Raw genomic sequence first — 14,423 nt, forward strand, 5'->3', positions numbered from 1 at the left:
CTGGGGCACCGTAGCAACGCGACGGCCAGATGAGAACACGTTGCACACACCCGAACGCCCCCTGCGCCGGGCGGGCGCAGGGGGCGTTCCTATGTGGTGCGTGCTGTGCGTGCTATGCGTGCTGTGCCTGCAATGCCTGCGGTGCGGAGGCTGCCTGGGGCTAGGCCGCGGGCGCCGCCACCTTCAGTTCGACCGTGAGCGTCGCGCCGCCCTCGGTGGTGACGCGGAGCAGATACGTGCCCGCCGCGTCGTCGGCGTACATCTTGGGGAGCTTGAGCACGCCGTTCGCGTCCGTCTTCAGGGCCTTGAGGGTGCGGACCGGCTTGCCGTCCGCGCCCTTGAAGTACGGACCCTTGTCGTTGGCCGTGGCGTCCGCCGCCGACTTGATCATGGTGGCGGTGGCCGCCACGCGGTCGGCGGCCTTCCCCTTGTACGTCGCCTTGACCTCGACCTGGTCGGCGAACTCCCCGCCCGGCGCGCAGGTCAGCGCCTTGTCGCTGGTCCTGGCCAGGGCATCGGCCTGACGCGCGGTGACCGTCGCCGTGTAGGCGAGGCCGGGCAGCGAGCGGCCGACGACCGTGGCCCGGACCTTGAAGTCACCGGTCTTCTCACCTGACTTGAGCGCCGGGGCGGTGGCCTTGCCCGAGGCGCTCGTGGTGACGGTCACGCTCGTGGCGCCGCCCGGGAAGCGCGCGTCGGTGTCGCCGACGATCGTGAACTTCACCTTGGCCTTGGCCACTCCCGCGCCGGACGTGGACTGCGCACGCACCTCGACGCGCTCGGCGAAGGCGTCGCCCGCCGTCGCGGTGAGCTTGCCGGTGCCGGCGTCCTTCAGGCTCGCGACCCGGTCGGTGGGCGAGGGGGGCTTGGGAGTCCCGGTGCCACCGTCGCCGCCCGACGGAGGCGTGGTCGGACTGCCACTGCCATGGCCGGGCTTGGAGGGCTTGGAGGGCTTCGAGGGCTTGTCGTCGCCGGACTTGGGCGGCTTCGGCGAGGGCGAACCGGACGCCGGGGGCGTGGGCGTCAGCGTGGGGCTCGGGCTCGCACCCGGGCCGTTGCCGTCGCTGCGGTCACCCGGCAGGTCACCCGTGCCGTCGGGGATCTCGTGCGTGCCCTTGCGGAAGTGCTCCAGCCACGACAGGACCGTGTTCAGGTAGTCCGTCGAGTGGTTGTAGCTGAGGATCGCCTTGTGCAGCTCGGCCTCGACGGACAGATCGCGGTCGCTCGCGCAGAGGTAGCTGCCCGCGGCGAGCGCTGCGTCGTAGATGTTGTTCGGGTCCTTCTTGCCGTCCGCGTTGCCGTCCTGCGCCCAGGTGTCCCACGTCGAGGGGATGAACTGCATGGGGCCGACCGCGCGGTCGTGCGTCTTGTCGCCGTCGTACGCGCCGCCGTCGGTGTCGGTGATCTTGGCGAAGCCGTCGCCGTTCAGGACCGGGCCGAGGATCCGGGCGTTCGTCGTGCCGTTCGCGTCCACGCGACCGCCACGCGCCTGGCCGGACTCGACCTGGCCTATCGCGGCGAGCAGCTCCCAGGGGAGCTTGCAGCCGGGCTTGGAGGTGGCCAGGGACGCCTCCGCCTTCTTGTACGCGTCCAGGACGGTGGCCGGGAGTCCCGCGTCGGTCTTCTCGTCGCTGCCGGTGGGCGCTCCGGTCGGCGGGACCGGGGTCTTCAGGGGCGGCAGGTCGGTGTAGTAGGGGGAGTTGCCGGTCGCGGAGTCCTCCGGTGGCGGCGTGGAGCCGGACGCCCCCGTCCGCTCGTCGCGAGGGACGTCCGTCACGCCCGGGGCCTGGGACGCCGCGAGCGCGGCCACCGCTGCCGCGGCCACCGCGGTGGTCACCGCTCCTCTGCGCAACCGCCTGCCGAATACCGGCGCCATGACCGTGATCCCCTCCCCTTGACGACTGTGCGTGTCGCCGCCCGCTCTGTGCTGCTCCCCGTTGTGCTCCCCAGCGGGCCGACTCAGGCGACACTACGACAACTTCCGGCGCCCAGACACCCGTTCGTGCCCGATTTTCACCGGTTGGCCGTGTCCTGTTCGGGTGGGGCCTCGGGCGGGGCACCGGCCGGGGCCGAGCCGTCGGCCACTTCGCTGATCTCGTTCTCCGGGGTGAGCTCCTGCCCTGCCGCACGCCCCTTGTTGAGGGCGCGGTGCACGGCTTGCGCAACGCGTTCGATGGTACGGACTCCGTACTTCATCGTGGGGTTGTCGTGTGAAAGAACAACGATGCGGTACGTGCGGTCGCGGTCGCGACTGTTCGCCGTGCCGGCCCCGGTCCTGCTCCCCGCCTTGGTCCTCCCCTTGGTGAACGCGCCGATGCTGTGCACCCGCCAGCCGTGCGTGGAGCGAGGCAGCCAGCCGTTCTTGATGTACGCCTTGGTGCCCCGCGGCATTCCGGCGGGCACGCCCCAGCGCTGGTCGCGCCGCACATCGTTCAGTTGCTTCAGGCCGTACGCGCGTGAGGTCGGGCCGAGCAGCGCGCGGCCCAGGAAGCGGGCGATGCAGGGCCGGCCCAGGTCGGCCCAGAGGCGCCGGGCCGCGGTGTTGTCCGAGCGGGTGATCATGGGGCGGATCTTGCGGCGCTCCCAGGCGGTGAGCCCGCGGCCCCAGTCCTGTGCGCGACGGAGGGTGACCTCCATGATCATGACCTTGGCGATGCTGGCGGTGTCGTAGCGGTAGCTGCTGCCGAGGGCGCAGCTGAGGCCCGTGGCGGGGTCGTGGAGGGCCACGGCGACGGTGCCCCGGCGGGCGGTGAGGACGGCGCGGATGTCACGGGAGAGCTGGGCGGCGAGGGGCGAGTCGCTGCGGGCCGTGCAGAAGGCCGCGCGTTGCGCCGTGCTTGCTCTGGCGGCGCTTACGGGGAGGGGGCTGAGGAGAGTGCTGACCAGTGCCGTGGCTATCGCTATGCGGCACTTTCGCAGGTGAAGGGCCATGCGGTCATCGTGGCCGGGGCGCCTTGGCGGGGCTCGGGGGCGGGGGCCACGCGAGTGAGGGGTCTGGCCGGGGGCCTACGGGGGGCGCGCTTCCCCTGCGGTGTGCGGGCACCCTCCTGGGGCTCCGCCCCAGACCTCACATCCCCCTGCCGTGTGCGGGCACCCTCCCGGGGGCTCCGCCCCAGGCCCCGCTCCTCAGCCGGAGGGGCTGAAATACAGAACGCTGGAGGGGCTGAAATGCACCGCGGGCCCGGGGCCGCCGCCGCAGCCCCGGGTCCGCGGTGGGTGGATTAGTGCGCGGCGGACTCCCAGTCCGGGCCCACGCCCACCGATACGTCCAGCGGAGCCCGCAGCGACGCCGCGCCCGCCATTTCGCGGCGGACGAGCTCCTCCACCTTGGCGCGCTCGCCCGGAGCGATCTCCAGGACGATTTCGTCGTGGACCTGGAGCAGCATGCGGGAGTCGAGCTTCGCCTCCGTCAGGGCGCGGTGCACGTTCAGCATGGCGATCTTGACGATGTCCGCGGCCGTGCCCTGGATGGGCGCGTTCAGGGCCATCCGCTCGGCCATCTCGCGGCGCTGGCGGTTGTCGCTGTTGAGGTCGGGGAGATACCGGCGGCGGCCCAGCATCGTCTCCGTGTAGCCCGTGGCACGGGCCTCGTCGACGGCTCGGCGCAGATAGTCGCGCACGCCGCCGAACCGCTCGAAGTACGTGTCCATCAGCGCACGGGCCTCGCCCGCCTCGATGTTCAGCTGCTGGGAGAGGCCGAACGCGGAGAGGCCGTACGCCAGGCCGTACGACATGGCCTTGATCTTGCGGCGCATCTCGGCGTCGACGGCGGAGCCCTCCACGCCGAACACCTGCGAGGCGACCGTGGTGTGCAGGTCCTCGCCCGAGCCGAACGCCTCAAGGAGGCCCTCGTCCTCGGAGAGGTGGGCCATCACGCGCAGTTCGATCTGGCTGTAGTCCGCGGTCATCAGGGACTCGAAGCCCTCGCCCACCACGAAGCCGCGGCGGATCGCCCGGCCCTCGTCCGTACGGACGGGGATGTTCTGGAGGTTCGGGTCGGTGGAGGACAGACGGCCCGTCGCCGCGACCGTCTGGTTGAAGGTCGTGTGGATGCGGGTGTCCGCGGCGATCGACTTGATCAGGCCCTCGACCGTGACGCGGAGCTTCGCCTGCTCGCGGTGGCGCAGCATGATGACCGGCAGTTCGTTCTCGGTCTGGGCCGCGAGCCAGGCCAGGGCGTCCGCGTCCGTGGTGTAGCCGGTCTTGGTCTTCTTCGTCTTGGGGAGGTTCAGCTCGCCGAAGAGGACTTCCTGGAGCTGCTTGGGCGAGCCGAGGTTGAACTCGTGGCCTGCCGCTTCGTGTGCCTCCTTCACGGCCTGCTGCACCGCGCCCGCGAACTGCTGCTCCATCGCCTCGAGATGGGCGCGGTCCGCCGCGATGCCGTGCCGCTCCAGGCGGGCCAGGAGGGTGGACGTCGGCAGTTCGATGTCCGTCAGGAGATCGCCCGCGCCGACCTCAGGCAGCTTCTCGCCGAAGGCAGTGCCGAGGTCGAGGATCGTGCGGGCCTGCGACATCAGCGCGTCGGCCTCGGCCTGGTCGTCCTCCTCCGTACCGAAGGCGAGCTGGCCCTCGGCCGCCGACGCGGGCGCCAGCTCCCGGCCGAGGTACTCCAGGGACAGGGCGTCCAGGGCGAAGGAGCGGCGGCCCGGCTTGACCAGGTACGCGGCGAGCGCCGTGTCCATGGTGACGCCGTCCACCGTCCAGCCGTGCTCGGGGAAGACCCGCATCGTGGCCTTGGCGTTGTGCAGGACCTTGGGCTTCTTGGGGTCTGCGATCCAAGCCGCGAAGGCGTTCTCGTCCGACTCGTCCAAGCGGGCCGGGTCGAACCAGGCCGCCGCTCCCCCAGCCGCCGCGAGGGCCACCTCGGTCACCGAGCCCGTGCCGAGCTGCCAGGTGTCGACCGTGGCCATGCCGAGGACCGCCTTGCCGTGCTCGGCGAGCCACGGGCCGAGCTCGCCCGCGCCGATCACCGTGCCGTCCAGCTCGACGCCGGGCTCCGCCGGGGTCTCCTCGGCCTCCTCCGCGCCGGGGTCCACGGCGAGCAGCCGCTCGCGCAGCGAGGGGTTACGGATCTCCAGGGTGTCCAGGACCATGGCGAGGGCCGTGCGGTCGTACGGAGCGCGCTCCAGGTCGGTGACCTCCTTGGGGAGCTCTACGTCGCGCACCATCTCCGTGAGGCGGCGGTTCAGCTTCACCGCGTCCAGGTGGTCGCGGAAGTTCTGCCCGGCCTTGCCCTTGACCTCTTCGGCGCGCTCGACGAGGTCCGCGAAGGAGCCGAACTGGTTGATCCACTTCGCGGCGGTCTTCTCGCCGACTCCGGGGATGCCCGGGAGGTTGTCGGACGGGTCGCCGCGCAGGGCCGCGAAGTCCGGATACTGGCTGGGCGTGAGGCCGTACTTCTCCTCGACCTTCTCCGGGGTGAAGCGCGTCAGCTCCGATACGCCCTTGGTCGGGTACAGCACCGTCACGTGGTCGGTGATCAGCTGGAAGGAGTCACGGTCGCCGGTGACGATCAGGACGTCGAATCCGGCCGCCTCCGCCTGGGTGGCGAGCGTGGCGATGACGTCGTCCGCCTCGAAGCCGTCCACCGCGAAGCGCACCGCGTTCATCGCGTCGAGCACCTCGCCGATCAGCTCGACCTGGCCCTTGAACTCGTCCGGGGTCTTGGAGCGGTTCGCCTTGTACTCCGGGAACTCCGAGGAGCGCCACGTCTTGCGCGACACGTCGAAAGCGACCGCGAAGTGCGTGGGCGCCTCGTCGCGCAGGGTGTTCGCCAGCATCGACGCGAAGCCGTAGATCGCGTTCGTCGGCTGGCCCGTCGCGGTCGTGAAGTTCTCCGCGGGCAGCGCGAAGAACGCCCGGTAGGCCAGGGAGTGCCCGTCCATGAGGAGCAGGCGCGGACGCTGCTCGCCACTGGGCTTCGTCGCGGTCTGGGACTTCTTCTGCGCTGCTTTTTCTGCCACGTCCCCGATCCTGCCACGCCCCACTGACACTCAGGCCCAACCCTCACCCGCGACCGCGCCGTCAGCGGCACGTGGGAGGATCGGAGACATAGCTCACGCACGTGCTCGAAGGGGAGCCGACCATGGCAAGGAAGTCGCCCAAGGGTGATCCGGTCCAGGACGCGCCGCAGGTCGCGGAGGTCCAGCACGCCGCGGCGGGCATCCCCGCCATCGGGCATTCGCTGCGCATGGCCCAGCAGCAGATGGGTGTGCGCCGCACGGCGCTGACCCTGCTGCGGGTCAATCAGAAGGACGGCTTCGACTGCCCCGGCTGCGCCTGGCCCGAGCCGGAGCACCGGCACACGGCGGAGTTCTGCGAGAACGGCGCGAAGGCGGTCGCCGAAGAGGCCACGCTGCGGCGCGTCACGCCCGACTTCTTCGCCGCGCACCCCGTGGCCGACCTCGCCACCCGCAGTGGGTACTGGCTGGGCCAGCAGGGCCGCCTCACCCACCCCATGTATCTGGCGGAGGGCGCCGAGCGCTATGAACCCGTCTCCTGGGAGCGGGCCTTCGACATCGTCGGCGAGGAACTGGCCGCCCTGGACAGCCCGGACGAGTCCGTCTACTACACGTCGGGCCGCACCAGCAACGAAGCGGCGTTCCTGTACCAGCTGTTCGCCCGCGAGCTGGGCACGAACAACCTCCCCGACTGTTCGAACATGTGCCACGAGTCGTCCGGCTCCGCGCTCACGGAGACCATCGGGGTCGGCAAGGGCAGCGTCCTCCTGGAGGACCTCTACAAGTCGGATCTGATCATCGTCGCGGGGCAGAACCCGGGCACGAACCATCCGCGCATGCTCTCCGCCCTGGAGAAGGCGAAGAACAACGGCGCGAAGATCATCACGGTCAATCCGCTGCCCGAGGCGGGCCTGGAGCGCTTCAAGAACCCGCAGACCCCGCAGGGCATGCTCAAGGGCACCGCCCTCACCGACCTCTTCCTGCAGATCCGCCTCGGCGGCGACCAGGCCCTGTTCCGTCTCCTGAACAAACTCATCCTGGAGACGGAGGGCGCGGTCGACGAGGAGTTCATCGGCGAACACACCCATGGGTACGAGGAGTTCACCGAGGCCGCGCGCGGCGCCGACTGGGACGAGACCCTCGCCGCGACCGGCCTCACGCGCGAGCGCATCGAGGAAGCGCTCGCCATGGTGCTCGCCTCGAAGCGCACCGTCGTGTGCTGGGCGATGGGCCTGACGCAGCACAAGCACGCCGTGCCGACCATCCGCGAGGTCGTCAACTTCCTTCTGCTGCGCGGCAACATCGGCCGTCCGGGCGCGGGCGTGTGCCCGGTGCGCGGACATTCGAACGTGCAGGGCGACCGCACGATGGGCATCTTCGAGCGGCCCGCGCCGGCCTTCCTCGACGCCCTGGAGAAGGAGTTCGGTTTCGCGCCGCCGCGCGAGCACGGCCTGGACGTCGTCCGGGCGATCGAGGCGCTGCGGGACGGCAAGGCGAAGGTGTTCTTCGCGATGGGCGGCAACTTCGTGGCGGCGTCGCCCGACACGGAGGTGACGGAGGCGGCGATGCGCAAGGCGCGGCTGACCGTCCATGTGTCGACGAAGCTGAACCGCTCGCACGTCGTCACGGGCGCGCGTGCGCTGATCCTGCCCACGCTCGGGCGCACCGAGCGGGACCTCCAGGGCAGTGGCGAGCAGTTCGTGACCGTCGAGGACTCCATGGGCATGGTGCACGCCTCGCGCGGCCGTCTGGAGCCCGCGAGCCCGCAGCTGCTCTCCGAGCCGGCCATCGTGTGCCGCCTGGCCCGCCGCGTCCTCGGCGCCGGTTCGGCCACGCCCTGGGAGGAGTTCGAGAAGGACTACGCCACGGTGCGCGACCGCATCGCGCGCGTGATCCCCGGCTTCGAGGACTTCAACGCCAAGGTGGCCGACCCGGCGGGCTTCGCCCTGCCGCACGCCCCGCGCGACGAGCGCCGCTTCCCCACGGCCACCGGCAAGGCGAACTTCACCGCGGCGCCGGTCGAGTTCCCCGACCTGCCGAAGGGGCGTCTTCTGCTGCAGACGCTGCGCTCGCACGACCAGTACAACACCACGATCTACGGCCTCGACGACCGCTACCGAGGCATCAAGAACGGCCGCCGGGTCGTCCTGGTCAACCCCGATGACGCCCGTGAGCTGAACCTCGCCGACGGGTCGTACGCCGACCTCGTGAGCGAGTGGCGGGACGGCGTCGAGCGGCGCGCGCCGGGCTTCCGGATCGTGCACTATCCGACGGCCCGGGGCTGCGCGGCGGCGTACTACCCGGAGACGAACGTGCTGGTCCCGCTGGACGCGACCGCCGACACCAGCAACACCCCCGCCAGCAAGTCCGTCGTCGTGCGCCTGGAACAATAGGGCACCGACTGAGCGTTCGCTCAGCGACTGGTGAGGACGACGAACGGAGCCGGGCCCGATGGGTGAGCAGCACAGCGTGAAGTTCCCGCAAGAGGTCATCGACGAGTACGCCGCGCTGGGCGTGGACCTGCCCGCCCTCTTCTCCGCGGGCGACCTGGGCAACCGGATGGGCGTCGAGATCGTCGAGGCCTCCGCCGAGCGCGTCGTGGGCACCATGCCGGTCGAGGGCAACACCCAGCCGTACGGCCTGCTGCACGGCGGCGCGTCCGCGGTGCTCGCCGAAACCCTCGGCTCGGTCGGCTCGATGCTGCACGGCGGGAGCAAGAAGCTCGCCGTCGGCGTCGACCTGAACTGCACGCACCACCGCGGCGCGCGTTCGGGCCTGGTCACCGGCGTGGCGACGCCCGTGCACCGGGGCCGCTCCACGGCGACGTACGAGATCGTCATCACCGACGAGCAGGACAAGCGGGTGTGCACCGCGCGGCTCACCTGCCTGCTGCGCGACGTGGAGCCCAACGGCTCCGCCGGATAAGACGGTTGAGGGCGGGCGCCCTACGCATTGTCGGAGCGTGGGGCGCCGGTCTAGCGTCAGCGCATGAGGCACCGGAAACCGCTCTGTGCGCTCGCCTTCGCCGCCCTCGTCGCCGCCGGATGCGGGAGCTCACCTCCCGCCGACTCCCCCGACCCCTCCCCCGCCACGACCTCCCCCAAGGACCTCTGCACGGCCCTGATCACCAAGTGGGGGCGGCAGATCTACGACTCGGGCAAGGAGACCTACGGCGACTACCAGTCGATGGGCCTCTCCAACGGGCAGTACCTGATCCTGCGGGACACCCTCGACCTGGCCCGCGCCGAGCGCAGCCGCCACGGGGCCGACGCGGGACGGAAGTTGCTCACCCGGGAGGCCCGTGAGCGGTGCGCGAAGCGCTACCGCCACGGGCAGCCGAGCGGCGGGCCGTGGGTGTGAACGCCATCGGTCCCATCGAGCCCGGCGACAACACCTACGACACCGGCGCCGCCGCCACGGACCAGAGCCGGGGCCAGGGCCAGGGCCAAGGTCAGAGCCAGGATCTGGACCAGGTCACCGTCCATCCCGTACGGCCCCGCCCGCTGCTCACCCGGCACCGCCGCACCGCCCTGGCCGTCGCCACGGCCGTGGTCGTCGGGGCCGCCGGGCTCAGCCTCTATCTGACGCGCCCCCGGCCCCCGGCGCCGCCGCCACCCCTCTACCCGTCGCAGACCGTGGCCGTGACCTACAGGGGCGACATGACGCACCCACAGGCCGGTGACGCCACGTTCAGCTTCACCGTCTCCGTCAGCCAGGACTCGGGGCCGCCCGTGGCCGTCAGACGGATCACGCAGCCGTCGGAGGCGCTGTCGGTCACCGTCACGCCCCATACCCCATTCGACGTGAAAACGGGAAGCCCTCGGACGGCACGCATCACGATGCACATTCGCGAATGCGGAAATGTGCAACGGAATGCCGGACTCCCTTTCCTGGTCGTAACACTGCGTAATGTGCGCGCAAAGCAGCTGCAGAGCTTCATCCTCGGTGAGAGGTACGCAAAAGATCTTTCCAGGGCCCTGACAGCCGCATGCCCCCCGAACACTGATGTCATGAGTAAAACACCCTGACAGTCCTGCAAGTTCTCAGCATGCGGGATGCACCGAAGATGGCTTATTCCGCCCCAACCGCCCCCTGAGTTCCAGCCCGGAATACTCCGTGGCATAACAAGAGCGTCACACCTTTGGCCTGACCACTCCACCAGGAACAAAGCGCCCCTTAGAGTCACGGCCAGTCACCGCGCCCACCGGATTCCTGTCAGTTCGGTTCTGCGCTCGACTCGGCCACCCAACAGGGGACGGCCGTGCCAGGGGAAAGGACTGATCGTGCGTCAACGTTCGCTCATAGCCATCACCGCTGCACTCACCGCGGGGGCACTCACCCTCACCGCCTGTGGCTCACGCGACGACAAGGACAAGGATGACGCCGGGGGCGGCGGCACCACCGTGGTCATCGGCGTCGACGCGCCACTGACCGGCGACCTGTCCGCGCTGGGCCTCGGCATCCGCAACTCCGTGCAGCTCGCCGCCAAGCAGGCCAACGAGAAGAAGCTCGTCGACGGCATCACCTTCAAGGTGGAGGCCGCAGACGACCAGGGACAGCCCGCATCGGGCCAGACCAACGCCACCAAGTTCGTCGCCAACAAGGAAATCCTCGGCGCCGTCGGCCCCCTGAACTCCTCCGTCGGCGAGTCGATGCAGAAGGTCTTCGACGACGCGAAGCTCGTCCAGGTCTCCCCCGCCAACACCAACCCGGCCATGACCCAGGGCCAGGACTGGAACGGCGGCAAGAAGGTACGCCCGTACAAGGCCTACTTCCGTACGGCCACCACGGACGCCATCCAGGGCCCGTTCGCCGCGCAGTACCTGTACAACAAGGCGAAGAAGAAGAAGGTCTTCGTCGTCGACGACAAGAAGACCTACGGTGCCGGCCTCGCCGCCACCTTCAAGGACGAGTTCACCAAGCTCGGCGGCAAGGTCGCAGGCACCGAGCACGTGAACCCGGACACGAAGGACTTCGGCGCCGTCGCCACCAAGATCAAGAACTCTGACGCGGACGTCGTCTACTACGGCGGCGAGTACCCCGCGGCAGGCCCCCTCAGCAAGCAGATGAAGAAGGCCGGGGCCAAGATCCCGCTCGTCGGCGGCGACGGCATCTACAGCGCCGACTTCGTCAAGCTCGCCGGCAAGGAAGGCAAGGGCGACTACGCCACCTCCGTCGGCCAGCCCGTCGAGGAACTGCCGTCCGCCAAGGAGTTCATCGCGAACTACAAGAAGGCCGGCTACAAGGAGGCCTACGAGGCCTACGGCGGCTACTCCTACGACTCCGCCTGGGCGATCATCGAAGCAGTCAAGAAGGTCGTCGACGACAACGACGGCAAGCTGCCCGACGACGCCCGCGCCAAGATCGTCGACGCCATGCAGGGCGTCTCGTTCGACGGCGTGACCGGCAAGGTCTCCTTCGACAAGTACGGCGACGCCACCAACAAGCAACTCACCGTGTACCAGGTGAAGTCCACCGAGGACCCGGCCAAGGGCTGGAAGCCGGTCGAATCCGGCACGTTCACCGGCTGATCCACCCCGCAGCCCACGACACCACCGCGCGGGGCGCTGCCTCTTGCAGCGCCCCGCGCGGCGTCGCATCCGTCACCTAAGCCGTACGGCCAGCGAGGCCCACCGCCACCGCACGCAGGCCGAACGACACCGAAAGACTCGGAGGACCTGCGGTGCACGAACTGCCGCAACAGCTGGTCAACGGCCTGCTACTGGGATCCATGTACGGCCTGATCGCCATCGGCTACACAATGGTCTACGGCATCGTCCAGCTCATCAACTTCGCCCACGGCGAGATCTTCATGGTCGGCGGCTTCGGCGCCCTCACCGTCTGGCTGTGGCTGCCCGGCGGAACCAGCATGTGGCTCGCACTGCCACTGATGCTCATAGGCGCCGTCATCGTCTCCACCCTCATAGCGGTCGGAGCCGAACGCTTCGCCTACCGCCCCCTGCGCGGCGCACCCCGCCTCGCACCCCTCATCACCGCCATCGGCCTCTCGCTCGCACTGCAGCAGGCCGTCTGGGCCTGGTACCCCAACGCGAAATCGTCCCGCACCTTCCCCGAAATGCCCGGCGACTCCATCCACCTCGGGTCCATCACCATCCAGCCCGGCGACATCTTCCTGCTGATCACCGCCCCGATCTGCATGTTCGCCCTCGGCTGGTTCGTCATGAAGACCCGCGTCGGACGCGGCATGCAAGCCACCGCACAGGACCCCGACACCGCCAAGCTCATGGGCGTCAACACCGACCGCGTCATCGTCGTCGCCTTCGCCATCGGCGCCGCCTTCGCCGGCATCGCCGCCGTCGCCTACGGATTCCGCTACGGAGAAGTCCAGTTCCGCATGGGCTTCCTCTGGGGCCTCAAAGCCTTCACCGCCGCCGTACTCGGAGGCATCGGCAACATCTACGGCGCCATGATCGGCGGCCTCGTCCTCGGCATCGCCGAAGCCATGGCCACCGCCTACATGAACGACATCCCCGGCATGAGCCAGCTCGGCGGGCAGTCCTGGGCCGACGTCTGGGCCTTCGTACTCCTCATCGTCGTACTCCTCGTCAGGCCACAAGGTCTCCTTGGCGAGCGCGTCGCGGACAGGGCGTGACAACCATGACCACACAGACCACCGCGGCCGACGCGCCCACCCCCAAGCAGAACCACACCACCACCGGCCTCATCGCCATCCCCGAAGGCCCCGCCCGCGCACTGGCCACCGGCGGCGGCATCCTCACCATCGTCTCCACGTTCATGGCATGGACCTGGACCGCCGCATTCCCCGGCGACCTCACCGTCTACGGCTACCCCGGCGGCCTCCAGGTGCTCGTCCTGATCGCCGGCATCCTCACCACAGTCTTCGGCCTCGCCTCCTACGGCATCAAGGGCGCACGCGCCCTCGCCCCCGCCGGAGCCGACGCGGCCCTGAAGTACGCGGCACTCGCCGCCTTCGTCACCACCTGGTACACGGTCCTCTCGATCAGCTACCAGCTCGGCGGACTCGCCAACCTCGAACCCGGCGGCTGGGTCGCCGCCATCGCCACCCTCGGCGCCTTCGTCGGCGCCCTCGCCCTGCCCTTCGTACGGCCGCACACCTACGCGGTCGACACGGAGGACACCGGCGGCGAGCAGTTCAAGCACCGCGCGCGCAACGCCATGATCATCTTCAAGGGTGCCTTCGCCGCCGAGGCCCCGCCCACCGCGCGCAAGCTGCCCAGCTACCTCGAGATCCTCGTCATCATCGCCGCACTCGCCGTGGGCCTGCTCGTCTTCACCTACGGCATCGGCACCGAGTACGACGAGCTCTTCATCGGCTTCCTCGTCACCGTCGCGTTCAGCTTCGCCGCGCTGTCCAAGGCAGGGCTCGTCGCCCAGGTCTCCACGTACACCGCACGGCACCGCAACATCACACTCGCCGGTGCCTTCGCCGCCGCCGCGGCCTTCCCGTTCACGCAGAGCGACGACCAGTACGCCACCATCGGCGTCTACATCCTCATCTTCGCCACCGTCGCGCTCGGCCTGAACATCGTCGTCGGCCTCGCGGGCCTCCTCGACCTCGGATACGTCGCCTTCCTCGGCGTCGGCGCCTACGCGGCATCCATGGTCTCCGGCTCACCGTCCTCGCCCTTCGACGTCCACCTGCCGTTCTGGGGCGCGATCCTCGTCGGGGCGAGCGCATCGCTCATCTTCGGCGTACTCATCGGCGCACCGACCCTGCGGCTGCGCGGCGACTACCTCGCCATCGTCACCCTCGGCTTCGGAGAGATCTTCCGGCTCGTCGCCATGAACTCCGACGGCACGTCCGGTCCGGACATCACCAACGGCTCGAACGGCATCTCCTCGATCCCGAACCTCAAGATCCTCGGCTTCGACCTGGGCATCGAGCACACCATCCTCGGCGTCGCCATCGGCCGTTTCGCGAACTACTTCTTCCTGATGCTGCTCATCACCCTCGTCGTCGTGCTGGTCTTCCGGCGCAGCGGCGACTCCCGCATCGGGCGCGCCTGGGTCGCCATCCGCGAGGACGAGACCGCGGCGCTCGCCATGGGCATCAACGGCTTCCGCGTCAAGCTCATCGCCTTCGCGCTCGGCGCCACGCTCGCCGGACTCGCCGGCACCGTGCAGGCGCACGTCACCTACACCGTCACCCCCGAGCAGTACCAGTTCGCCAACACGGTCCCGCCCAACTCGGCGTTCCTGCTCGCCGCCGTCGTCCTCGGCGGCATGGGCACCATCAGCGGACCCCTCGTCGGCGCGGCACTGCTCTACCTCATCCCCAGCAAACTGTCGTTCCTCGGCGACTACCAGCTCTTCGCCTTCGGCCTCGCACTCGTACTGCTCATGCGCTTCCGCCCCGAAGGCCTCATCCCCAACCGCCGCCGCCAGCTCGAATTCCACGAGGCCGAACTGGCCCCAGGCGACACGCCGCCACCCACAGTCCTCAGCAAGACAGGGGCCTGA

At 69.7% G+C, this 14,423-nt stretch carries 10 protein-coding genes; 7 read left to right on the forward strand and 3 right to left on the reverse strand.

From position 1 onward, the window contains the following. Positions 1-160 precede the first annotated feature (160 nt). From AB0E78_RS01295 to polA, 3 genes are all read right to left on the reverse strand, one after another. Positions 161-1,876 (reverse strand): lytic transglycosylase domain-containing protein, encoded by a 1,716-nt coding sequence (locus tag AB0E78_RS01295; protein WP_361826630.1) that lies wholly within the window; start codon positions 1,874-1,876, stop codon positions 161-163. Positions 1,877-2,013: 137 nt separating this feature from the next. Further along, positions 2,014-2,931, reverse strand: coding sequence for a hypothetical protein (locus AB0E78_RS01300; RefSeq protein WP_361826632.1), 918 nt, complete (start codon positions 2,929-2,931; stop codon positions 2,014-2,016). A 290-nt stretch (positions 2,932-3,221) separates the two neighbouring features. Continuing rightward, a complete protein-coding gene (gene polA, locus AB0E78_RS01305; protein ID WP_361826635.1) occupies positions 3,222-5,963 on the reverse strand; it encodes a DNA polymerase I in 2,742 nt (913 codons plus the stop codon). A gap of 122 nt (positions 5,964-6,085) precedes the next feature. Here polA and AB0E78_RS01310 point away from each other — a divergent pair, with 122 nt between their 5' ends. The 7 genes from AB0E78_RS01310 (at position 6,086) to AB0E78_RS01340 (ending at position 14,423) form a co-directional block, all read left to right on the forward strand. Then, a complete protein-coding gene (locus AB0E78_RS01310; protein ID WP_361826638.1) occupies positions 6,086-8,353 on the forward strand; it encodes an FdhF/YdeP family oxidoreductase in 2,268 nt (755 codons plus the stop codon). Between the two features lie 58 nt (positions 8,354-8,411). Beyond that, complete coding sequence (locus AB0E78_RS01315) at positions 8,412-8,885, forward strand: hotdog fold thioesterase (protein WP_361826640.1); 474 nt, start codon at positions 8,412-8,414, stop codon at positions 8,883-8,885. Positions 8,886-8,948: 63 nt separating this feature from the next. Beyond that, the gene (locus AB0E78_RS01320; RefSeq protein WP_361826642.1) at positions 8,949-9,320 is read left to right on the forward strand and encodes a hypothetical protein; all 372 of its coding nucleotides are present in this window, start codon (positions 8,949-8,951) and stop codon (positions 9,318-9,320) included. Further along, entirely contained in the window at positions 9,311-9,988 is a 678-nt protein-coding gene (locus AB0E78_RS01325; protein ID WP_361826645.1) for a Tat pathway signal sequence domain protein, read from the forward strand. The genes AB0E78_RS01320 and AB0E78_RS01325 overlap by 10 nt, the downstream gene beginning before the upstream one ends. 255 nt (positions 9,989-10,243) lie before the next feature. Further along, positions 10,244-11,491 carry a branched-chain amino acid ABC transporter substrate-binding protein gene (locus AB0E78_RS01330; RefSeq protein ID WP_361826648.1) on the forward strand — a complete coding sequence of 416 codons (1,248 nt, stop codon included), beginning with the start codon at positions 10,244-10,246 and terminating at the stop codon, positions 11,489-11,491. A 152-nt stretch (positions 11,492-11,643) separates the two neighbouring features. Beyond that, complete coding sequence (locus AB0E78_RS01335) at positions 11,644-12,573, forward strand: branched-chain amino acid ABC transporter permease (RefSeq protein WP_361826650.1); 930 nt, start codon at positions 11,644-11,646, stop codon at positions 12,571-12,573. Between the two features lie 5 nt (positions 12,574-12,578). Then, a complete protein-coding gene (locus AB0E78_RS01340; RefSeq protein ID WP_361826652.1) occupies positions 12,579-14,423 on the forward strand; it encodes a branched-chain amino acid ABC transporter permease in 1,845 nt (614 codons plus the stop codon).

Source organism: Streptomyces sp. NPDC032198 (genome assembly GCF_040636975.1).
GTDB lineage: Bacteria > Actinomycetota > Actinomycetes > Streptomycetales > Streptomycetaceae > Streptomyces.

Excerpts from the sequence above, each read along its gene's own strand:
- AB0E78_RS01295 (WP_361826630.1), bottom strand. The coding sequence starts at position 1,876 with ATGGCGCCGGTATTCGGCAGGCGGTTGCGCAGAGGAGCGGTGACCACC.
- AB0E78_RS01300 (WP_361826632.1), bottom strand. The coding sequence starts at position 2,931 with ATGGCCCTTCACCTGCGAAAGTGCCGCATAGCGATAGCCACGGCACTG.
- AB0E78_RS01310 (WP_361826638.1), top strand. The coding sequence starts at position 6,086 with ATGGCAAGGAAGTCGCCCAAGGGTGATCCGGTCCAGGACGCGCCGCAG.
- AB0E78_RS01315 (WP_361826640.1), top strand. The coding sequence starts at position 8,412 with ATGGGTGAGCAGCACAGCGTGAAGTTCCCGCAAGAGGTCATCGACGAG.
- AB0E78_RS01320 (WP_361826642.1), top strand. The coding sequence starts at position 8,949 with ATGAGGCACCGGAAACCGCTCTGTGCGCTCGCCTTCGCCGCCCTCGTC.
- AB0E78_RS01340 (WP_361826652.1), top strand. The coding sequence starts at position 12,579 with ATGACCACACAGACCACCGCGGCCGACGCGCCCACCCCCAAGCAGAAC.